This is a genomic window from Chamaesiphon sp. VAR_48_metabat_135_sub (genome assembly GCF_031418915.1).
Lineage (GTDB): Bacteria > Cyanobacteriota > Cyanobacteriia > Cyanobacteriales > Chamaesiphonaceae > Chamaesiphon.
The window spans coordinates 1-21,716 of the sequence record NZ_JANOJV010000055.1 but is presented as its reverse complement, the minus strand read 5'-3'; the positions used below and the strand labels follow the sequence as shown (position 1 = coordinate 21,716).

The window sequence follows — 21,716 nt, the reverse complement described above, 5'->3', positions numbered from 1 at the left end:
ACGGAAATTTAAACAGCCAAACTAGTGGAAACAGTGCTGGCTTGGGTAATACTGCCCGTCCAAATGTGGGAACTGCCGCCAACCCCTATCAACCAGGCGTGACTGCCTACGTTCCTCCTGGCAATGCCATCGTAGTAAGCCCAACTTTCAATACCGCATCGCCAACATTTAACAATACAGGGGCTCCGGCAATTAGCCCACAAACAGGTCTACTCGTTCCAGTAGGCGGACAACTTACTGATGGTTCTGTCATCAGCCCCACAACAGGTCAACGGGTAGCACCTGGCGGACAACTCACGTTTGGATCTGTAACTCCTGGATCTCCAGCTACAGTCACATATGGCGCACCTGCCAACTATCAAATTCCCACCAAGTTTCTATCTACTCTCCAAGCTCAAATCATCAGTGGAAATGGCAAGATTTTAACCGATCCTACTTTAGTAGTTCAAGAAGGTCAAAAAACTAATGTTAATCTAACCCAAGATGTCTTTGGTGGCTTTAAAATCAACACTGTTTCTGGTACTGGCGCAACTACCAGTACTAGAGAGCCAATCATCAAGCAAGCTGGTCTAATTCTGGATATCTTGGTAAATCGGATCGATGATAATGGTTTTGTCTCCGTAGCTGTCATTCCTACTGTATCTTCGATCGGTAGCACGATCACTACTGCTGATGGTGATATCGCCCTCTTACAATCGCGGACATTAAACTCTGGTGAAATTCGCCTACGCGATGGTCAGACATTGATCTTATCAGGAATTATCCAAGAATCCGATCGCACCAGTGTCTCCAAAGTACCCATCCTTGGCGATATTCCCATCTTAGGTGCGCTATTCCGCAGTACCAACAAATCCAATCAACGCCAAGAGGTTGTGGTCTTACTCACACCCCAAATTCTTAACGACAACAAGGGCCAGGTCAATTACACACCTGGTGTTGACGCTAGATTGATGATCGGTAGATAGATTGATAACAAACAATGGGAAATAGGCGAAAAATCCAAGGTATCTGACAAGATGCAAGTGCTTATTCCCTATTTCCTGTCGATCGAGTGCTGAGATTTTGGATCTTCAGCAATAGTGAATTAGTGACGATAAGATTAGTCTCTCAATCTCTTGTCTGAGTGTCTAATCCCCTATTTTTGCTCGATTTTTACAGAAATAATACGCAAAATAATGAAAATCAACATAAATTAAAGCTTTCAGCGATCCAGATTAGGCTTGTAGACATTAGAATAATGCAGTGGAAGTAATATCGCATGAGAGTTTCAGCAACTTAGTGGCAATTCCTGCTGTGAAGGCAAGCCCTAAAATTGCCAGAAAACATGCGAACTTCGAGAGCGAAGTTCAGTCCCTAAGCCGTTTTAAGCTTAGAATTAAGTCTGATTTCCACTAACTATCAAAGCTGGCACCAACCGGAACAATGGTCAGGTGCTTTGTCCATTCACAAAATCAATAACGGAGATCTACACATGAATAAAGGTGAATTAGTCGATCGGGTAGCTGAAACAGCTAGCGTGACCAAAAAGCAAGCCGACACAGTGTTGTCAGCAGCATTAGAAGCCATTATGGAAGCGGTATCCAAAGGTGACAAGGTTACTCTGGTAGGATTTGGTTCCTTTGAACCCAGAAATCGCCAAAAACGCGAAGGTCGTAATCCTAGAACTGGCGAGAAAATGGAAATTCCCGCAACTAAAGTACCTGCATTCTCTGCAGGTAAACTATTCAAAGACAAAGTGTCTGAAAGCAAAGACGACTAATTTGACTGAATCCACATTCGGGAAGACTGTTTGAATCGACCACAACATGGGGGGAACCCAAACTGGGCAGCTACAGTAGCGGGCTGTCCCCCCTCTCTTATCTTAGATTTTTCAGCGAGTATCAGTCCGTTAGGCCCTCCGCCTGCGGCACTCGCTGCGATTAAGCTGCACATAGACAATCTGACTAATTATCCCGATCCCAATTATCCCGAACTCTGTCAGGCGATCGCGAGTCATCACAATATCGCTCCTGAGTGGGTTTTACCAGGCAATGGGGCGGCGGAACTATTAACTTGGGCAGCGTTAGAGTTTTCTAAACTCAACACCACCATCATCCCCACACCAGCCTTTGGGGACTATTGGCGATCGCTCCAAACTTTTGGGACGAGAATCATCACTCGATCGATGATGATGCCAGATGGGGAAATTGGCGATCTAGATTTTGCCTTGCGCCATCTACCAGCGGAAATTCCCCATGCCCTCGGACTGATAATTAACAATCCCCACAATCCTACTGGGCAAATTTGTCAACAGGAGACAATTCTGCCTCATTTGGAACGGTTTGACCTGGTGGTAATTGATGAGTCTTTTATGGACTTTCTACCCCCAGCAGAACAGCAAAGTTTAATTCCCTTTATTGGCCAATATCCCAATCTGGTCGTCTTGAGATCGCTGACCAAATTTTATAGTTTGCCAGGATTGCGACTAGGCTACTGTATCGCTCATCCTAATCGATTAAATCGCTGGAAAAATTGGCGCGATCCTTGGCCTGTCAATGCTCTGGCCGCAGCCGCTGCGATCGCCGTGCTGCCCGATACTGAGTTTCAACAGCGAACCTGGGATTGGCTCGCACCCGCTCGCGATCGCTTGTTCGAGGGATTGAAGCAGGTATCTGGTTTACACCCCTATCCTGGGGCTGCAAACTTTATTTTAGTTAGATCGGATCGATCTGTGACGGAACTTCAAACTCAACTGCTGCAACAACATCAGATCTTAATTCGCGACTGTCTGAGTTTTCCCGAACTTGGCGATAAATTTTTCCGCGTCGCTGTGCGGACTATTGCCGAAAACGATCGATTGGTGGCTGCGCTACAGTCGGTTTGAAAATTACTGCGGAGATTTTTACCCCACCCCAGCCCTCCCCTTGGAAAGGGGAGGGAGCCGGAAAGCCACCCTTTCCAAGGGGGGTTGGGGGGTAAAGATCTCCGCCGAAGTCAGCAACTCAAAATTGTAAATAGTGCATTAATTCGCCGATCGATTCGCCGGATAATCCCAGCCTTTGTTGGAAATTAACTAAATCTGTAAACTTGCCACCCTGTTCGCGTTGGTTGATGATTTCGGTGGCTAATTCTGGGGAAATCTGGGGAATTTGGGCTAATTCATCTAGTGTCGATCGATTTATATTGACAGATGGTAGGGCTAAGGCTCGATCGTAATACTGAAAGCTTAGTACTGGAGCCAACCACTGGAGTCTCGATATTTGGGTGTTCAGTGCCGCCGCCAGATCGGAAATCGAATAAAAAGCCACCCCAGCTTGACTCAACGCAACTAATTGACGTGCCTGATGAATTGAAATTCCTGGTAAACGCAACCAATCATCAACACCAGCCTGATTGACATCAATTTGGATACCTAAATCGGCGGCTACCGCAATCTCAAATGCTGACTTAAACCGATAATAAGGGTCTTCAATAATACGCGATCGTAAAGACATTTTAAAAAAAAACTGAACGGTACGGGCAGGATCGTGAGTCAATAGAGTTGAGGGTAGAGGGTAGGTTTTAGGTTTTAGGTTTTAGGTTTTAGGTTTTAGAGATTATGGCAGGTTCAATCTTCCGGCTATTCACTTTCAACTTTTAACTTTCAACTGAATTACGCCCTATCCAACCATTGACGACGTTTTTGCTCGAATTCGTATTCGGAGATTAAACCGTCAGCGCGGAGTTTGTCTAACTCGCGGATCGATTCAGCTACTGTCGCCATCGGCGGAGCAACGATCGTCGATGTGGAAATAGTTGCAGCGAGGGAGTTAAAATTGCTGTCAAAGTGGGTACTATCTTGAGTAAGATACCAGACAGCTTCGATCGCTGAAGCAATATGGGGAATTGGAGTCCAGGATAATAATAGGTAAACTATACCCCAGATGGGTTGTCCTAGATAAAATTTGTGAAATCCAGCTACAGGAATCGTCATACCTGCGAACGCTAAAATTATCGCTACTTGACGATTTTTGGGTGTAGTGCGGTCGAACATTAACCGATCCTCAAATACGGGAAACCGCAGTTCTCAGTGGTTCGAGACTGACTTAGAATGGGAACACGAGCATCAATCGTCGTGCCCCTCAATTTTAACCTTATTACTACCTTTTCCGTCATGAGCTTTTTTGATTCTGACATCATCCAACAAGAAGCCAAACAGTTGTTTGAAGATTATCAGCAACTGACACAGTTAGGCGGTAAGTATGGTAAGTTCGATCGCGACGGTAAGATCGTATTTATCGAACGCATGGAAACATTACTCGATCGCTACAAGATTTTTATGAAGCGGTTTGAACTCTCCGATGATTTTATGGCGAAAATGACCGTCGAACAAATGAACACTCAGATGAGCCAGTTTGGGATGACTCCGCTCCAAATGTTCGAGCAAATGAATCAAACCCTCGATCGAATGAAGTCAGAAATCGATAAGTAGGAGAGGGGTAACTGGGGGACTGGGAGACTGGGTGCAATTGAGATCCAATCTAATCCCGAAACCCGAATCCCGAACCCCAAACCCCGAATCCCGAACCCCAAACTCAACTCCCCGGACGTTTAAACTTAGCTGGAGATTGGAAAGATTCGACTGGTTCATTTTGGAGTGCCTCTTGCATGAAACTCCGCCAAATTGGTGCGGCGTAGGTACCACCTGTGACCCCTTTACCAAGAGGGGTGTAGTCATCTTTACCAATCCAAACAGAGGCAGCTAGCTGGGGCACGTAGCCTACAAACCAGACATCTCTTTCTGAGGAAGTGGTTCCGGTTTTTCCGGCGGCTGGACGACCGAGATAGGCTTGTTTACCAGTACCGCCACTGACTACAGACTGGAGGGCACTGTTGATTTGGGCTGTTGCCCAGGGATTTAGTACCTGCTGGGGTTGGGGCGTATTGTCTAGTAAAACATTGCCATCGCTATCAGTTACTCGCAGGATCGTGGTAGTCTCGGATTGCCAACCATTACTGGCAAATGTGGCAAAGGCTCCAGCCATTTCAACAGGGGTCACGCCAATCGCGCCCAAAGGTAAGGACACGACGGGTTCGATCGGACTTTTAATGCCCAGCGTCCGGCAGGTTTGGATGACTTTATCGAGTCCTACCTCTTTGCCCATTTTTACGGCTGGGACGTTGGCGGATGTCATAATCGCACTGCGAATACTCATTGGTCCAGAATAGCCACCACCATAGTTGCGGGGGGCGTAGTAGCCACTACCATCGCGATAGCGCACGGGAGTATCATAAACCGTTGAATCGGGAGTGAATTTTCCAGTAGCAAAGGCGGTGTAGTAGACAAAAGGTTTGAAGGAAGAACCTGGTTGACGATTCGCGTACATAGCGCGGTTGAAATTACTTTTCTTGTAATCCACGCCACCGACCATTGCCTTGACAAAATGAGTGCGCGGATCGATCGCGACGAGACTAATTTGGTATTTATTTCTGCCCAATCTGTCGTAAGCATTTGCCACAACTTTTTGGGCAGCCATTTGGAAGTTATAGTCGATCGTAGTCTGAATCCGCATTCCACCTTTACGGACAGTTTCCCTACCAAAACGTTGATTTAGTTCTTCGATCGCGGTGTCTGTAACATAGGGAAGTCTACTACTTTGCCAAGTTTTGATTTTACCGAGTTTAATTTTATAATCTTTGGCTTTTTTTGCGTCGGCTGCGGTAATCCAGTTTAGTTCTACCATCCTATTTAAAACTTGTTCTTGCCGCTTTTTAGCTGATTTGAAGTTGGTAAATGGACTGTACTTTTCTGGTGCGGCGATCGCGCCTGCCATCATCGCCCCTTCTGCTAAGTTAAGATCGGATGCATGTTTGTTAAAGTAACTCTGGGCAGCAGTTTCTACTCCATAATTATTGTGTCCCCAATAAACTTGATTGAGGTACATTTCTAGGATTTCATCTTTGCGGAAAATTTGTTCGAGTCGGATTGATAAGACTGCTTCGGCTAACTTCCGACTAAATTGGCGTTTTTGGGATAAAAATAAGTTCTTGATCAACTGCATCGTGATCGTCGAACCGCCTTCACTCACGCCACCCTTTTTAAAGTTAGCGGTTATCGCCCGCCCCACACCTGTGAGATTCACACCTTGATGATAGTAGAAATGGCTATCCTCGATCGCCAGTAACGATCGTTTCAAGTTTGGCGAAATCCGGTTGAGTGGAACGACTTCGCGATTGGCTTCATCGTGGAGACTCGCCAGTTGCACCCCTTTGACATCGTAGATGTAGGTAGTTTCTGTTGGCGCATAACTGCGCAATACCCGCACATCTGGTAAGTTGCGGAAGCTAATTGCCAAACCAACTAATCCGCCAGCGACGATCGAACTAGCTAACATTGTGACACCTAAAATGGTACCACCTGCAATTTGACCGATACCACCGAAGAAGCTACCATTCTCTGGTTTGCGCCCCATCGGTTGAGGTTTATTTTTCTTTAAAGCTCTAGAAGACACTTGCTTAGGGGTAGGGGTTAGGGGTTAAGCTTTAGGCTTTGGGCTGTAGGCTTAATTTGCACCTCATCTTCATCAGAAATGCTTTATCTGTGACGATCTCGGATGGAAGGGATTTGATGAGTGAGAGTCTGGATCGGATGATATGAGTGTGATTATAGACTAGCGATCGCCAATTCAGGTAAATTGGTAGCTCGAAACATGAACGAGCTGATAAAAATATTTCAGTTTCTGTAGTAACTATAATAAGCTTAACTTGGAACTGCTTTGAGATCCCCTTCGATTTTCATTATCTACTATGACTGTTAGTTTACCTGTGCCAGTATTAGATCGGTTCGATTGGTTATTTCGGGGCGTGACTGAGATTTTTCCCCATCAACCAAATTCTCCAGATCCGGCTGAAAATCTTGCCCAGCGGCTAACTCAAACAGATAGACCTCTACGAGTGAAACTTGGTATCGATCCCACAGGTGTGGATATCCACCTCGGACATAGTATTCCCCTGCGGAAGCTGAGATCTTTCCAAGATGCCGGACATACTGCTGTCTTAATTATCGGTGACTTTACCGCCCGCATTGGCGATCCGACTGGTAAATCGGAAGTGCGCAACCAACTCACGCCAGCGCAAGTTACGACTAATGCTCTAGCTTACCTCGACAGGGTTCGACCGATCCTCGATTTCGATACGCCGGGACGGTTGGAAGTCCGCTACAATTCGGAGTGGTTATCCAAGCTAGATCTGAGCGAAACACTCGAACTACTCTCAACGATGACAGTTGGGCAAATGTTAGCGAAAGAAGGGTTTGCACTGCGCTATGAAAAAGAAACACCAATTTTTATTCACGAGTTTTTGTACCCGCTGATGCAGGGATACGATTCGGTAGCTGTTAAAGCAGATGTGGAACTCGGTGGTACCGATCAAAAGTTTAATTTAGTCGTTGGGCGAGATTTGCAACGTCATTTCGGACATACGCCTCAATTTGGCTTATTGATGCCCATTTTATTAGGCACCGATGGAGTCCAGAAAATGTCCAAATCCCTAAATAATTATGTTGGTTTAGGTGAAGATGCTTTAAGTATGTACTCTAAGCTAGAGAAAACGCCCGACAGCATCATCAAAGATTACTTTACGCTCTTAACCGACCTTTCTCTTGATGAGCTACCTGAGAACCCCAGGGAGGCGCAGAAACTCCTCGCCTTGACAGTGGTTACTCAGTATCACGGTGAGACTCAAGCCGCTCAAGCGCAAGCAGACTCGATCGCCTTAATTACCAAACCAGGTCAAAATGCAGGTGGTGAGAGCATCCCCGAATTTTCGATCTCTGGGGTCACTTTTCCGGCGAGAATCTTCCAACTCCTGTCTGCTAGCGGTTTATGTTCTGGTAGCAATGATGCCAAACGCCAGATTCAGGGTGGTGCTGTCAAATTGGACGGACAACCCATTTCTGATATCGAACTCACTTATGATGACGCTGCGTCACTAGTGGGAAAAGTGTTACAGGTAGGCAAGAAGAGGTTCAAAAAATTGGTTAATTAGACTATCGACTGATTATTTTGCAAGAGGTTGGGCGATCTCGTGAGATTGAGGTAGTAGGGGCAATGTCTTGTCTCGCTAAACCCTCGGGGAACCCGAGGAGCGCGAGCCGCTTCATGAATTGCCCCTACTACCTCAATCTCTATCCGAGCCACATTAGGTAACTATAATAGTGCCCAAATATATTACAATTTTGGAAAAATAGAGATAGTATATACCAAGATAATTAAAATAATTGGTATCCTCTATTTTCCTGTATGGCTCCTGTTTATCAAACATTTAGCTGTTTTCTAATTGGGCGTGAGTCTTTTCTAATCCCTTGTGCTAAACATCTATTAGATTGCGGCCATCAAATATTAGGGATTATTTCTACAGGTAAATCGATCGATACCTGGACAGATTCACACGGCATTGCAACGATCGATCCAACAGCAGATGTGCTGGGCTTTTTAAGCCAGCAACCATTCGATTATTTATTCAGTATTTCCAATCTTTCGATTCTTTCACCTGAAATCCTGGCATTGCCACGTCAATTTGCGATTAATTGTCATGATGGGCCATTACCGAAATATGGTGGGATGAATGCTCCATCTTGGGCAATTATAAATCAAGAGAAGGTTCATGGGATTACTTGGCATCAAATGACTGCTTTGGTTGATGGTGGCGATATTCTTAAACAGATATCTTTCGATCTTGATGAGCGTGAAACTGGAGCTACACTTAATAGTAAATGCTATGAAACGATCGTCTCTTCATTTTCAGAATTAATTGAAGAGATTGCGACTGGACAAGTATCATTAACCCAGCAAGATTCGCAAGCACGTAGCTATTTCACTGGTTCCAGAAAACCTAGTCCAGGATGTATCTTAAATTGGCATCAGTCTGCTCTGAGTATTGATGCAACAATTCGCGCTCTAGATTTTGGTCGGTATGAGAATTTTTTGGGTATGCCAAAACTGGCAATTGCCAACAAAATAATTATTATTTCCAAAGCTGAAATTCTAAATTGTTATTCTGGATTAATGCCTGGAACGATTGTAGCGATCGAATCAGATCGATCGATCGTCGCGACAACCAGTCAAGATCTCTCGATCTCTCACGTCCAAACTTTAGATGGCGAACCGCTATCTATGCTGGAATTAGTTCATAGATTAAAGCTAAAAGTTGGCGATCGATTTACCGATCTCGATTCAGATATCGCCCAGCAAATCGAGATTTTGGAAAAAGGTTTAGTTAAGCATGAATGTTTCTGGGTGCAGAGACTAGCAACATTAAATCCAATTGCCGTTCCATATTCATCAAAAGATAACAGCTTTCAACCTAAATTTGCTAGTCAAGATTGGACTATTCCATCAGCGATAACTGAATTTTTGGTAGATCGTCAACCGACATGGAATTTAGCCGATTTCTTAGTTGCGGTTGTCATTACTTATCTGAGTCGAATCTCTCAGCAGGACTGTTTTGATATTGCGATAAAATATCCAGAATTAGATAGTCAACTTATCGGCGTACCCGATTTATTTGTCGATCGAGTTCCAGCTAGAATCGATCTCAACCCCGAACAAGGTTTTGCAGAAGCTTTTGAATCGATCGATCGAGAACTAAAAGTACTAAAACAACATCAAACGTATCCACGCGATATTGTGTTGCGATATCCCGAACTTCAACCATTAGCTAAGATCGGGTTTGAGGATCGACGACCTGTTAGTATCAATCGAGTTAAAACTCTATCAGAAAAGCCTTCAATATCCACTCACGGATTGACATTTATTATCCCCGATCGAGGCAATAATTGTTGCTGCTATTATGATAGTAATCTCCTGGATGAGGATAGGATCGATCGGATGCTAGAGCAGTTAACGGTATTCATCCAAGGTATTGTTGACAATCCCGATCAATCGCTGGCAAATCTGCCATTATTATCAGCAGTAGAAGCGCATCAAATCCTAGTGGAGTGGAATGACACTCAGGTGAATTTTGGAGTTGAATTATGTATCCATCAGCTATTTGAATCGCAGGTAGAAAAAAGTCCAGATAACATTGCTGTTGTATTTGAAGCAGAAGAAATTACCTATCGACAGTTAAATAATCAGGCGAATCAACTAGCACATTATCTGAAAACTTTAGGCGTTACCGCCGATGTCCTGGTGGGGATTTGCGTGGATCGATCGATCGACACGATCGTTGGTATTCTAGGTATTCTCAAGGCTGAGGGAGCCTATGTACCTCTAGATCCAGACTATCCGCAAGAACGTCTCGCTTTCATCGTCGCAGATGCAGCGATGCCCATAATTCTCACTCAGTCTCAATTAGTCGAAAAGCTATCCATCCATCAAGCGCAGGTTATCTGTCTGGATATCGATTTGCCAGATATCCAAAAGCAATGCGCGCAAAATTTGGTAACTGAAGTCAAACCCAACAACTTGGCTTATGTCATCTATACATCAGGTTCGACTGGAAAGCCCAAAGGAGTTCTCATCGAACACCATTCATTGGTTAATTATACGATCGCCGCGCAGATTCAATCAAAACTAACCCAGATCGATCGAGTCCTCCAATTTACATCGCTTAACTTCGATGTCAGTGCGGAAGAAATCTACACTTGTCTGACGGCTGGCGCAACGCTGATACTGCGGAATGATGCCATGTTGACATCGATACAAGCCTTTCTCCAACAATGTCAAGAGTGGGAGATCTCCGTTACTAGTTTACCCACCGCCTATTGGCACGAACTGACAGCAAGACTGGATGCAGATAAACTAACAATTCCGCCGTCCTGGCGATTGGCGATAATTGGCGGCGAACAAGCGGCTCCTGCAAGGCTGCTGGAATGGCAAAGATCTGTTGGGATGCAAGTCAGACTGATTAACGCTTACGGCCCAACAGAAGCAACGATTAGCGCACTCATGTGCGACTTATCTAAGTTCGATGCTGACATGTCAATGCCAGAAATACCGATCGGCAGACCGATCGCTAATACTCAAGTATATATACTAGACAAACATCGTGCCCTTTGTCCGATCGGTATCGCTGGAGAACTGTATCTTGGTGGAGCTGGACTCGCACGCGGCTATCTCAATCAGCCGGAATTAACCGCCCAAAAGTTTATTTCCAATCCCTTCAATCCAGATTTATCGGCGCGGCTATATCAGACTGGAGATCTGGTGAAATATTTACCCAACGGAAATCTCCAATTTCTTGGTCGTCTCGACGAACAAGTTAAAATACGCGGCTTCCGCATTGAACTTGGCGAGATTGAAACTGTCCTGAATGCCCACCCAGCCGTCCAGGAAGCTATCGTTATCGATCGAGACGAACAATCGGGTCAAAAAAGTTTAGCTGCCTATCTAGTGCCCAAACAACAGCACTTACAAATGCAGTGGTGGCCGTCGATCGGCGAATATCCGCTGTATGACGAATTGTTGTACCATTCAATGACCACCGATTTACCTCGCAACCAAGCTTATCAACAGGCGATCGATCGAGTAGTAGAGAATAAAATAGTTGTGGATATTGGTACGGGAAAAGATGCTCTACTCGCCCGTTTTTGTATCGCCGCAGGTGCTAAAAAAGTCTATGCAATCGAAGCATCTGAAACCGCCTTTCAACAAGCTACAATGCTAATCGAGCAGCTTGGTTTGCAGGACAAAATTATCCCAATTTACGGTTATTCAACAGAGATCGAACTTCCCGAACTGGTGGACGTTTGTTTATCTGAAATTATCGGTACCATTGGCGGTTCTGAAGGTGTTGCTCCGTTACTCAATGATGCTCGCCATTTGCTCAAGCCAAATGGTTTGACGATACCCCACCGCTGCGTTACTAAAATTGCCGCGATTACCTTACCCGATGAACTACTCAACAATCCAAGCTTTCAGGAGCTAACCGGACATTACACCCAGCAAATATTCGATCTGGTCGGACAACCTTTCGATCTCCGCCTGTGCGTCAAAAACCTGCCGCAGACTAGTCTGATCTCCGATAGTGGTATTTTTGAAGACTTAGTTTTCACCACAGCGACAGCAAGTGAATATCGTCAGGACATTAATTTAAGCATCACCAAACCAGCTCGATTTGATGGTTTCTTATTGTGGCTGAATTTATATACCGCACCCGATATCGTCATCGATAATTTAGCCCAGGAGTATTCATGGCTGCCTGTCTATTTCCCGATTTTTTATCCTGGTATCGATGTCATTGCAGGCGATCGAATCGAAGCAACCTGTGCGGGATATTTGAGTGATAATAATATCAATCCTGACTATCGAATCGAAGGTAGATTAATCGGTAAAAATGGGGAGGTTGTAAGCTTTTATTATGACTCACTCCATCACCAACATCCGATATTACGCAATCCTTTTTATAAGTTGTTATTTCCCGATGGTAAGATTAAGATCGACAAATATTTATCAAATCTAAGTCCTAAAAATATTCGGGCTTATTTGTCGCTTTATTTACCCGATTATATGCTTCCCAGTGATATCTTCACGGTCGAGGAATTTCCGCTCACACCTAATGGTAAGATCGATCGTCGCGCACTACTAGCATTAAATCCACCTCAAACTACTTCTGGATCTAGCATTGTTGCACCGAGAAATCCGACCGAAGAAATTTTAACAAAGATTTGGCAAGAAGTATTGGGACTCAAACAGATCGATATCAATGACAACTTCTTCGATCTAGGTGGTCATTCACTATTTGCGATTCAACTATTTACTAAAATCGAACAACAATTAAAAATTCAATTACCATTATCTATCTTAATTAATTCGCCAACTGTGGTACAACTAGCCGAACAATTAACTAAAACATCCCAAAATAGGATCTCTGCCACTCTGCTACTGATTCAACCCCAAGGGTCGAAACCACCATTTTTCTGTATTCATTCTCTCGATCCATGCTTATTATTTTATCAATCATTAGTAAAAAATTTAGGCACAGATTTACCATTTTATGGCATTCAACCCTACGATCTCGATAATCAAATGATCTCCTTTCCTACAATTGAGGAAATGGCTATTTACTATCTCTGGGAGGTGCGATCGATCCAACCCCACGGCCCTTATTATTTTGGAGGGTTTTCGTTTGGTGGTTATGTTGCGTTGGAAATGGCACATCAACTCAAACAACAAGGTGAAGAAGTTGCCCTGCTAGCTATCTTTGATACGCCTGCACCTGGTGTAGAAGATGGAGTTTCAGTATCAGAACAATCACGGAGATTTGGAAAACTCTTACTTAAATATGGTCATAAGTTTCTCTACTATAAATTGATGAATCGACTAGAAATGTACCGAAGAAGTGTTCGCGATACATGGCGAAAAAACAAGAAGCAGATACGCGATCTTTTCGAGCAAAACTTACTCATAAAAACCGATCTACAACAGCCAAATCGATTGACATCTTCACAACAACAAAATTGGACTCGATCGGTCGAAATCAACGAACGAGCTTCCTATGCATACGACCCCGATGTTTATCCAGGCAAAATTACCTTATTTCAAGCTGGTTATAGTGTCAACACAGCCGATCTATCGCAGGGCTGGGAGCGATTGGCGGGGATGGGATTAGAAACGATCGAAATCCCAGGCGATCATGCTTCTATATTTAACAAAACTAATGCTGTGTTTCTAGCACGGGAACTGAATAAATGTATCGAAAAAACTCTAACTGATTGAAGAGATATAGTAGCCTCCAAGCTTCCACGAAGTCAGGGATATCGCAGTGATTGTTGGCATCTGCAAATTTCAACTTTAACTCATTTACATGTTTAATTCTTTACAACCATTACTAAATCGAGCTTTAAATCTCTTTCTCAAGCCAAATTGTCCCCTCTGCAATCGCACGGCAGAACACATTTTTTGTAGATATTGTCAACGTCAAATCCAAGACTGTCAATTGGCTCGACCCGATCGATATTGGCAAGGAGATCTACCACTATTTGCTTGGGGTAAATATCAAGGCTCGATTAAACAATCGATCGCCAAGTTCAAATATGATGGACATCGATCGATCAGCAATGTGTATGGAGAATGGCTAGCTGAGAGTTGGCAAAAATTTACGCCGCCAATCCCAACTAAATTAACAGTTATCCCGATTCCCCTCCATGCTGAAAAAATGGCAAGTAGAGGTTTCAATCAAGCCGAATTAATCGCCCGCAGCTTTTGTCAGGTCACAGGTGCTAAATTAGATTTGAGTTTACAGCGGACTCGATCGACGATCGCTCAATTTAAACTATCAAAATCGGCACGCCAAGAAAATGTGGCAGGTGCATTTACGCTCATAAATTCTCACCTACAACCCGATTCAACTGTACTATTAATCGATGATATCTACACCACTGGTGCAACTGTTCGATCTGTAGCATCGGTCTTGAGATCGCACCAAGTTAACGTCTGTGGAGTAGCCGTAATTGCCACTGGATAGGGACACATCCCCGACTTTGCCCAGAAGTCGGGGATATAGCCGTAATGGTTATTTCAACTGACAGGAACTGCGATAGTAATCTAGCTCTGGTTCTTGCCAAGAAAAGGCAAAATGACTGATGGAATGAATTTGGGGAAGATTGCGGCGAATGCCATCCATTTGATCCTCCAGCGATGGACGACCTTCCAGTGGTTTGCTCCAAGTCCCTGCTAGTGCTGGAATTACCTCCGCACTAGGGGGCGCGACGCTAAGGACGCGCCGGAGTTGATCGACAATGCAACTACTCTGATTGCAAGTCGCATAAGCCATTGGATGCCATTCACTCGTTGAAAATCGATCCCACGGCTGCAATCGAGAGTCGTAGCCCCTTCGCCCCACTGGTTGATTGGCTTCTGGAAAAAATACCGCACCAGATTTGAGTCGTTGCTGTGCTACGGGTTCCGCCGCTTTCTGGAGGAAGTTAACTACGCCCTGACTGGCATGAGCGAGGGTGAGTTGCCATAAATCCCACTCAATCCAGGGAAATTTTTCCTCGTAGGACATGGTAGCTTCGCTTTCTAGGGGTGTACGTCCCTGCCACAGGGGCGAAACTTCGTTTGGGTAGAGTTTGTCCACCTCCTTGAGGTCATTAACCGTGATGGTACCCTTGTTGAGAAAGCGATCGATTAAATCCGTTCCTTTGCTATTTTGAGCTAAGGCGGCAAGAGTTTGGCGCGATTCATCGCCATAAATCCATAAGTCTTTAACTTGACTGGCGATCGATTGTGGCCCCTGTCCCCGTGGAAACCGAATATAATCGAATAATACGCCATCGGGACGACGACGGACTACTTCTCGGACTAGTCGATCGTAATCATCTCGCGCTTTGTCACTATAAGGATCGACAAATAAGACCGAACTCCCATCGCCATCTGCTGATTTTTGAAAACCCTCTTCACCTGCAAATAAAGTAGTTTCACCACGACCATTAATGGCTACGGCGGACTGTCCTTCTGGAGTCACCCCATATTCTGGTCCAAAGTTGAGACTATACATCCAAGCATAGACTTTTAAGCCTCGATCGTGCCCTTTTTGGATCGCATCGGCGAGCAAGTCGGTTTTCTCGGTTCCCCGTTGGGTCAAAACTGAGTTCCAGGCAGTGGTATTACTCGATCGAGGTAGTAATGCTTTGCCATAAAATGTAGCAACATAGACTTGGTTATAGCCTTTATCGACCATATGGTCGAAGATTTCTTCTAAGTTACCAGGGCGAGTGTCGCAAGGATACAGCCTGACCCAAATTGCCTGATTTTTCAGCCAACTTTTTTGCCGACACTGTTGAACGTAATTTACGTGCTTTTTGACAATCTCGTTATACTGGGTTTGGCTATTTTTATCTCCTTTTTGGGCTGCTAGTCGAAGTGTATTTTTAGTGTTGACTTCCGTTCGCGGGACATGACAATAATCGGTGTTTGGGAGTTTCTGTGCTGGGCTTGACTGAGCATAGTAGCCTTGACCGATTAAGCTAGTGGTCGTAAATACCCCTAGGAATAATTTTTGATGCCACTTTTGACGATACCCTCTCACTAGTGAAACAGGAAGATTTTTGTGTAGCGTAAAACCCATAAGTATCGATCTCGAGCGCAGGTAGAGTAGTTAAGCTTTTTAGTATAAAGGAGAAGCCGATCTACAGATCTACTTCTCCTTCAACTCTTTCAGTTCGGACAGATCATTTATCAATAAAGTTCCATCCCCTAAAGCCTAAAACCCAATTTAAGCCCCACGCTGTAATGCTAGTTCGATCTGCTTAAATTTTTGCTCTAAACTAGTCTTGAGCTTTTCTGGGAGGGGACGATTGGGATAGGCTGCATAGTGAGCAGCGAGAGAGTTTAAGGCTGTCCGCATACTAGTGAAGGAACTAAGCTTTGTCAGCGCGGGATCTTGACGATAGCGAGATGAAAAATCATTAATATTCAAACGTGCCAAAGCCTGAGCGGCGGGCTTATCTGGGGAGTCATCTGGCAACTCTAATACAGCTTTCATACTATTTAGGACGGTAACGGTGTCCTGACGATAATTGCCGACTAGTCCACCAGAGCTAGCAGAACAGCCAGCTAATCCAACGACAACCACTAGTACTAAAGCAAATAACTGCGACCACAGACGTTTAAACATAATTTGTAATGTAAAATTTAAAACTCCAAAATTACTGTCCATCCTACCGCGAATTCGATCGCAATGGGGGATAGGAGTTAGGTTTTAGCCTTTAGGCTTTGGGCTTTGGGCTTTGGGATTCGATCGATCGAACACATTTTGTGATTGACTATTATTTATCGATCGACATAGTAAATCAAATCGTAATTTAAAAAACTGACAAAAAATAAGAATAGCAAACTCTCCCTTTACCCTTTACCCTTAACCCTCCTTCATGACTGTTTCTCGTCCCTACATTTTCATCTGGACGATTGTTGGCTTATCTTTGACAATCGGTGCAAACTTTGTTCCTGTCTATGTTATCAGCTCTCCCTTACAATGGATGAGTGCTGGGATTACGGCATACCCACTAGGATTTAAGTGTCAAATCGGTGCAGTATTATTAGTTAGTTGTTTGGGTGGTAGAACTGCAGGGGTACTGACTCAAGTTTTTTATATCTTACTTGGATTACTATGGCTGAAAATTTTTAATGATGGTGGGGGCATAGAGTATCTCCAGAAGCCTGCGTTTGGTTATTTATTAGCATTTGTACCTGGGTCGTGGGTCTGCGGACAGCTTGCCTTTAAGCGATCGCCTAAATTAGAATATCTAGGCTTGAGTTGCTTGTGCGGACTTTTAACTATCCATTTGTTTGGACTTATTTATTTGATTTTATTTGCCTTAATTAATTGGCAGCAAGTCGATCGCTTTAATCTATTAGATGCGATCGCTGAGTATTCTATCTATCCACTTATCAGTCAATTGGTGCTTGCTTGCGCGGCAACATCGATCTCTTTTGTCCTGCGACGAGTTATGTTCTATTAGAATTTCATATATGAAAGTTAGAAATCATTATTTTTGGACTGCAGCGATCGTTAATATCACGATCGATATTATTAGTAAACGTGCGATCGTGGAAAATCTCCGAATCGAGCGAACATCTATTGCTATCATTCCCAACATTTTTCACTTTACCTATATTCGCAATCATGGTGCAGCATTTAGTATGCTGGAAGGACAGCCGTGGCTGGCATGGTTGTCCTTATTCGTTAGTATAACTTTGATTCTAATCGGTGTTTTCAGAACTTTTAGTAATATTTGGGAGCAGTTAGGCTTCGGTCTAATCTTGGCAGGAGCGGCGGGCAATGGGATCGATCGATTATTTTTTGGTGGTTCTGTCGTGGACTTTATCGATCTGAGAATAATTAACTTTGCGATCTTCAACTGGGCGGATATATCGATTAATTTAGGAATTTTCTGTTTGCTAGTTCACAGTTTTATTTATCAGCCACGACAATCTAAACCTCACTAACAACCTGACACTTTTCTCTACGTAAGACTACGCTCAGTGCAAGAAGTTAAAAGTGATACATCGACAGCCTAGAGAATATTTAGCTACGTCAATTAGGAGGAATATTCGATCTTGCTATTTACCAATACTTAGTCTAATCATTGGTTGGACGATTATTATTCATGGTATTGCTGCTAGTCCCAGAACGACGATCGAACCAAGACCTAAAAATAATATTTTTATCTACACACCTATTCAATTACCACCGAATGGAGAAGTTAAAGATCTCCTGTCCGATCGCGATATTCCGACCGGAGAGGGTGGATTTGCGCGAGATTATACAATTCAATTAATGGCTGGCGATCGGATTGAAATCGAGCTAACTTCTGAATCTTTCGATACTGTTGTGATTCTACTCAATGCTGAAGGTAAAAGTGTCGGTAAAAATGATGATAGTGGGGATGGAACTAGCAACTCACTGCTATTTAGTAAAATCAAAAAACCTGGTACCTATATCATCCGTGTCCAAGCTTTTGGTGCAACTAGCAGTGGGGAATTTAAGTTGAAAATTAGTAGGTTGAAAGAAAAGTGAGAGAGTAGAAAGCTTGCATCTATCTTAGTTGATATTGGGTTTCGATCTGGTCAACCAAATCCCAAGATTTTTTATCCACTTTCAACTTTCAACTTTCAACTTTCTCTCGCTGCTTGGTGCGCTGAAGCCTCGGGAAACCCGAGGAGCGCGAGCCGCAACTTTCAACTAATTTACATGCCAATCGTTTCGTAACCAGCATCTACATAGATAATTTGCCCTGTAATCCCACTGGCGAGATCGCTGGACAAGAAAGCCGCCGCATTCCCAACTTCAGTTTGGGTAACAGTACGTTTGAGTGGAGCGACATCTTCAACGTGGTGAATCATATCCAAAATACCACCCACTGCCGAAGAAGCCAATGTCCGAATCGGCCCTGCTGAGATAGCATTGACGCGGACATTTTGAGCACCAAATTCTGATGCTAGATAGCGAACATTCATTTCCAAACCAGCTTTTGCAATGCCCATCACGTTATAGTTAGGAATTACTTTAACACCACCTAGATAAGTGAGCGTAACGATACTCCCTCCCTCTGTCATCAAAGGTTTCGCAGCACCCGCCAGCCGAATTAGTGAGTAAGCACTGATATCCATCGCCTGCGCGAAACCTGCACGGGAAGTTTTACTAAAATCTCCAGAAAGATCTTCTTTATTTGCAAATGCCAAACAGTGGATCAGAATATCAATCCGTCCCCATTTTTCGCCAACTTCCGCAAAAGTTCGATCGATCTGCTCGTCATCTTGAACATTGAGCGGGAGATAAATGCTAGGGTTTAGAGGTGCAACTAATTCTTCAACTTTCCGTTCCATCTTCCCCTTCTCGTCGGGTAGGTATGTAATGCCGATGTTCGCGCCAGCAGCATGGAGTTGTTGCGCGATACCCCAGGCGATCGATCTATTGTTAGCAATTCCCGTTACTAGGGCGTTTTTTCCGTTTAAATTTAACAAAGGTAATTATTACTCCATCTTAACTCGCACCGCTCATAATATCAGTTGCCAGTTACATTTGTCCTGAAAGCCTAACCCCTAGAGCCTAAAGCCTAACTCCGTAGTCTATGATACAAAAAACTATTGGCAAGTCAGATTAAGTAGTCTCTAATACCATTAAATAAATGCGGTGGTCTAGACTTGAGTAAACACGCCAATTAGTTTGGGTTTGCCAGAACTGAGATCGTGAGATATTCAGTCACAAAGGTTCACAACCTTATTCAAGTCCGAAATTGTGAATCCCAATATTTCCAGTGAGCGCGAACGCCAAATGACAGCCATGATGCAAGATCAACCAATCGCTAGCGTCTTTCAGCAAATGGCTGGAGGAGCTTTTCCACCTGTATTAGAGACATTCGATCGCAATAAAACTATTTTTTTTCCTGGAGATCCAGCCGAACGAGTCTATTTTCTCACTAAAGGTGCCGTTAAGTTGTCTCGCGTCTACGAAGCTGGAGAAGAGATTACAGTGGCTTTGCTGCGCGAGAATAGCGTATTTGGGGTGCTATCTTTGATTACGGGGAATAGATCTGACAGATTTTATCATGCAGTTGCATTTACACCTGTGGAGTTACTATCAGTTTCGATCGAGCAATTCGAGAAAGCTCTCAAGGAAAATCCCGAACTGTCTTGGATCATGCTCAGAGGTTTATCTTCACGGATACTCCAAACCGAAATGATGATCGAAACTCTGGCTCATCGAGATATGGGATCGCGGCTGGCTAGTTTCTTGCTAATTTTATGTCGGGATTTTGGGATACCGAATGGTAACGGCATCACGATCGATCTCAAACTATCACACCAAGCGATCGCCGAAGCAATTGGTTCCACCCGTGTAACTGTCACCCGTTTACTTGGCGATCTACGCGATGAAGATAATCCGACGATCTCTATCCAAAAGAAAAAAATCACCGTTCATAATCCAGTGGCTTTGAGTCAACAGTTTAATTAGGGGATAGGGAATAGAGGGTAGGGAATTTTGGATTTTGGATTTTGGATTTTGGATACAAATGTTCTCTTTCTCCCTACTCCCTATCCCCTATCCCCTCTACCTCCACCAACCTAAACCCCATCTGACACACATAAGCATCGGATTGAGCTTCATTGCAACAATTGAGAGTGGGGACGATCCGACCACAACACAGTTTACCTTGTCGCCAGCGTGGTTGGCCATTGCGATCGGCAAGGACGCAAGCTTGACAGACTGTTTGCGGAGCAATAATTTGATTGTCGATGATAACTACTAACATACAGCACCCTCAATTTTGGGTTAGGTACGGACTTAGTGGAAAGCGAAAAGTGCTACGGGGCGGGTGAGCCGCTGCTTGGAGTTTGTTAGTCTAAACTTCCTTACTGTAATTGTGCCCAGTAGATCGAAACAGTATCTAATCTTGCTGACGCAAGTTCGATCTCGATTGTTTTCGACCGATCGACTCAAGTGGACGGTGACGTGAGGGAGATCCATTAGCTATGATAGATAATCGGGGACACCGCATCGATTCAGCAATCCCAAACCTATTTTTAATAGACTAGAATGGCAAAAACTAACTCAGAATTTTTACTAGAGACAGATCCAGCGATCGCGAGTTTAATTGGTTCCGAGCTAGGTCGTCAACGGACTCATCTCGAATTGATTGCGAGTGAGAACTTCACCTCTGCTGCGGTGATGGCAGCCCAGGGTTCGGTACTGACAAACAAATATGCCGAAGGCTTGCCCAGTAAGCGTTACTATGGTGGTTGTGAATTTGTCGATGAGATCGAACAAATTGCGATCGATCGAGTCAAGCAGTTATTCGGTGCAACCGCTGCTAACGTTCAACCCCACTCTGGCGCACAGGCAAATTTTGCTGTCTTCCTCGCGTTGCTCAATCCTGGGGACAAAATTATGGGGATGGACTTATCCCACGGCGGACACCTCACCCACGGTTGTCCTGTTAGCGTCTCTGGTAAATGGTTTGAACCCCATTACTACAACGTTAACAAAGAAACTGAGCAACTAGACTACGACCAAATTCGGGACTTAGCGAAACAGCATCAGCCAAAAATGCTGATTTGTGGTTATTCTGCCTATTCTCGCACGATCGACTTCGCGAAATTCCGCGAGATCGCTGACGAAGTTGGTGCTTTCCTGATGGCAGATATCGCTCACATTGCTGGTTTAGTTGCTACCGGACACCATCCCAATCCCATCCCTTATTGTGATGTTGTTACCACTACCACCCACAAAACTCTCAGAGGTCCTCGTGGTGG

General features: G+C 44.2%; 19 protein-coding genes. 12 read left to right on the top strand and 7 right to left on the bottom strand.

Annotated features, from left to right (window positions below):
- The 3 genes from RMO55_RS04200 to cobD form a co-directional block, all read left to right on the top strand.
- Positions 1 to 965, top strand: a 965-nt coding sequence (locus RMO55_RS04200; protein WP_396134166.1) for a type II secretion system protein GspD, incomplete at its 5' end; no start/stop codon positions are given.
- 506 nt (positions 966 to 1,471) lie between these two features.
- Positions 1,472 to 1,759, top strand: coding sequence for an HU family DNA-binding protein (locus RMO55_RS04195; protein ID WP_310423984.1), 288 nt, complete (start codon positions 1,472 to 1,474; stop codon positions 1,757 to 1,759).
- A 30-nt stretch (positions 1,760 to 1,789) separates the two neighbouring features.
- Positions 1,790 to 2,863: a threonine-phosphate decarboxylase CobD gene (gene cobD / locus RMO55_RS04190; RefSeq protein ID WP_310423981.1), complete on the top strand. Its 1,074-nt coding sequence runs from the start codon at positions 1,790 to 1,792 to the stop codon at positions 2,861 to 2,863.
- A gap of 118 nt (positions 2,864 to 2,981) precedes the next feature.
- On the opposite strand, the gene RMO55_RS04185 is transcribed toward cobD, so the two are convergent.
- Both RMO55_RS04185 and RMO55_RS04180 read right to left on the bottom strand, forming a co-directional pair.
- Positions 2,982 to 3,473 (bottom strand): helix-hairpin-helix domain-containing protein, encoded by a 492-nt coding sequence (locus RMO55_RS04185; protein WP_396134168.1) that lies wholly within the window; start codon positions 3,471 to 3,473, stop codon positions 2,982 to 2,984.
- Between the two features lie 158 nt (positions 3,474 to 3,631).
- Positions 3,632 to 4,012 (bottom strand): NINE protein, encoded by a 381-nt coding sequence (locus RMO55_RS04180; RefSeq protein ID WP_310423975.1) that lies wholly within the window; start codon positions 4,010 to 4,012, stop codon positions 3,632 to 3,634.
- A 120-nt stretch (positions 4,013 to 4,132) separates the two neighbouring features.
- Here RMO55_RS04180 and RMO55_RS04175 point away from each other — a divergent pair, with 120 nt between their 5' ends.
- Positions 4,133 to 4,450, top strand: a complete 318-nt coding sequence (locus tag RMO55_RS04175) for a DUF1825 family protein (RefSeq protein ID WP_310423991.1) — start codon at positions 4,133 to 4,135, stop codon at positions 4,448 to 4,450.
- 103 nt (positions 4,451 to 4,553) lie between these two features.
- Here the strand turns inward: RMO55_RS04175 and RMO55_RS04170 are convergent, their stop codons facing one another.
- Entirely contained in the window at positions 4,554 to 6,470 is a 1,917-nt protein-coding gene (locus tag RMO55_RS04170) for a transglycosylase domain-containing protein (RefSeq protein WP_396134165.1), read from the bottom strand.
- Between the two features lie 295 nt (positions 6,471 to 6,765).
- On the opposite strand from RMO55_RS04170, the gene tyrS reads away from it, so the two are divergent.
- The 3 genes from tyrS (at position 6,766) to RMO55_RS04155 (ending at position 14,424) form a co-directional block, all read left to right on the top strand.
- Positions 6,766 to 8,004: a tyrosine--tRNA ligase gene (gene tyrS, locus RMO55_RS04165; RefSeq protein ID WP_310423972.1), complete on the top strand. Its 1,239-nt coding sequence runs from the start codon at positions 6,766 to 6,768 to the stop codon at positions 8,002 to 8,004.
- 254 nt (positions 8,005 to 8,258) lie between these two features.
- Positions 8,259 to 13,676 (top strand): non-ribosomal peptide synthetase, encoded by a 5,418-nt coding sequence (locus RMO55_RS04160; protein WP_310423969.1) that lies wholly within the window; start codon positions 8,259 to 8,261, stop codon positions 13,674 to 13,676.
- A gap of 88 nt (positions 13,677 to 13,764) precedes the next feature.
- A complete protein-coding gene (locus RMO55_RS04155) occupies positions 13,765 to 14,424 on the top strand; it encodes a ComF family protein (protein WP_310423966.1) in 660 nt (219 codons plus the stop codon).
- Between the two features lie 48 nt (positions 14,425 to 14,472).
- Here the strand turns inward: RMO55_RS04155 and RMO55_RS04150 are convergent, their stop codons facing one another.
- Positions 14,473 to 16,029, bottom strand: coding sequence for a family 10 glycosylhydrolase (locus tag RMO55_RS04150; protein WP_310423963.1), 1,557 nt, complete (start codon positions 16,027 to 16,029; stop codon positions 14,473 to 14,475).
- A 147-nt stretch (positions 16,030 to 16,176) separates the two neighbouring features.
- A complete protein-coding gene (gene psb27 / locus RMO55_RS04145; protein WP_310423960.1) occupies positions 16,177 to 16,578 on the bottom strand; it encodes a photosystem II protein Psb27 in 402 nt (133 codons plus the stop codon).
- 253 nt (positions 16,579 to 16,831) lie between these two features.
- On the opposite strand from psb27, the gene RMO55_RS04140 reads away from it, so the two are divergent.
- Genes RMO55_RS04140 through RMO55_RS04130 form a run of 3 tightly spaced genes read left to right on the top strand, consistent with a single transcriptional unit; the run spans position 16,832 to position 18,480 of the window.
- The gene (locus tag RMO55_RS04140; protein WP_310423957.1) at positions 16,832 to 17,422 is read left to right on the top strand and encodes a biotin transporter BioY; all 591 of its coding nucleotides are present in this window, start codon (positions 16,832 to 16,834) and stop codon (positions 17,420 to 17,422) included.
- 10 nt (positions 17,423 to 17,432) lie between these two features.
- Positions 17,433 to 17,909: a signal peptidase II gene (lspA, locus tag RMO55_RS04135; RefSeq protein WP_310423954.1), complete on the top strand. Its 477-nt coding sequence runs from the start codon at positions 17,433 to 17,435 to the stop codon at positions 17,907 to 17,909.
- A gap of 52 nt (positions 17,910 to 17,961) precedes the next feature.
- Positions 17,962 to 18,480, top strand: coding sequence for a PPC domain-containing protein (locus tag RMO55_RS04130; protein WP_310423951.1), 519 nt, complete (start codon positions 17,962 to 17,964; stop codon positions 18,478 to 18,480).
- Positions 18,481 to 18,650: 170 nt separating this feature from the next.
- Here the strand turns inward: RMO55_RS04130 and fabI are convergent, their stop codons facing one another.
- Positions 18,651 to 19,427 carry an enoyl-ACP reductase FabI gene (gene fabI / locus RMO55_RS04125; protein WP_310423948.1) on the bottom strand — a complete coding sequence of 259 codons (777 nt, stop codon included), beginning with the start codon at positions 19,425 to 19,427 and terminating at the stop codon, positions 18,651 to 18,653.
- Between the two features lie 319 nt (positions 19,428 to 19,746).
- Here fabI and ntcA point away from each other — a divergent pair, with 319 nt between their 5' ends.
- Positions 19,747 to 20,418, top strand: coding sequence for a global nitrogen regulator NtcA (ntcA, locus tag RMO55_RS04120; RefSeq protein WP_396134167.1), 672 nt, complete (start codon positions 19,747 to 19,749; stop codon positions 20,416 to 20,418).
- A 73-nt stretch (positions 20,419 to 20,491) separates the two neighbouring features.
- On the opposite strand, the gene RMO55_RS04115 is transcribed toward ntcA, so the two are convergent.
- The gene (locus RMO55_RS04115; RefSeq protein ID WP_310423945.1) at positions 20,492 to 20,716 is read right to left on the bottom strand and encodes a hypothetical protein; all 225 of its coding nucleotides are present in this window, start codon (positions 20,714 to 20,716) and stop codon (positions 20,492 to 20,494) included.
- Positions 20,717 to 21,000: 284 nt separating this feature from the next.
- Here RMO55_RS04115 and glyA point away from each other — a divergent pair.
- A partial coding sequence (gene glyA / locus RMO55_RS04110; protein ID WP_310423940.1) for a serine hydroxymethyltransferase occupies positions 21,001 to 21,716 on the top strand: 716 nt, incomplete at its 3' end.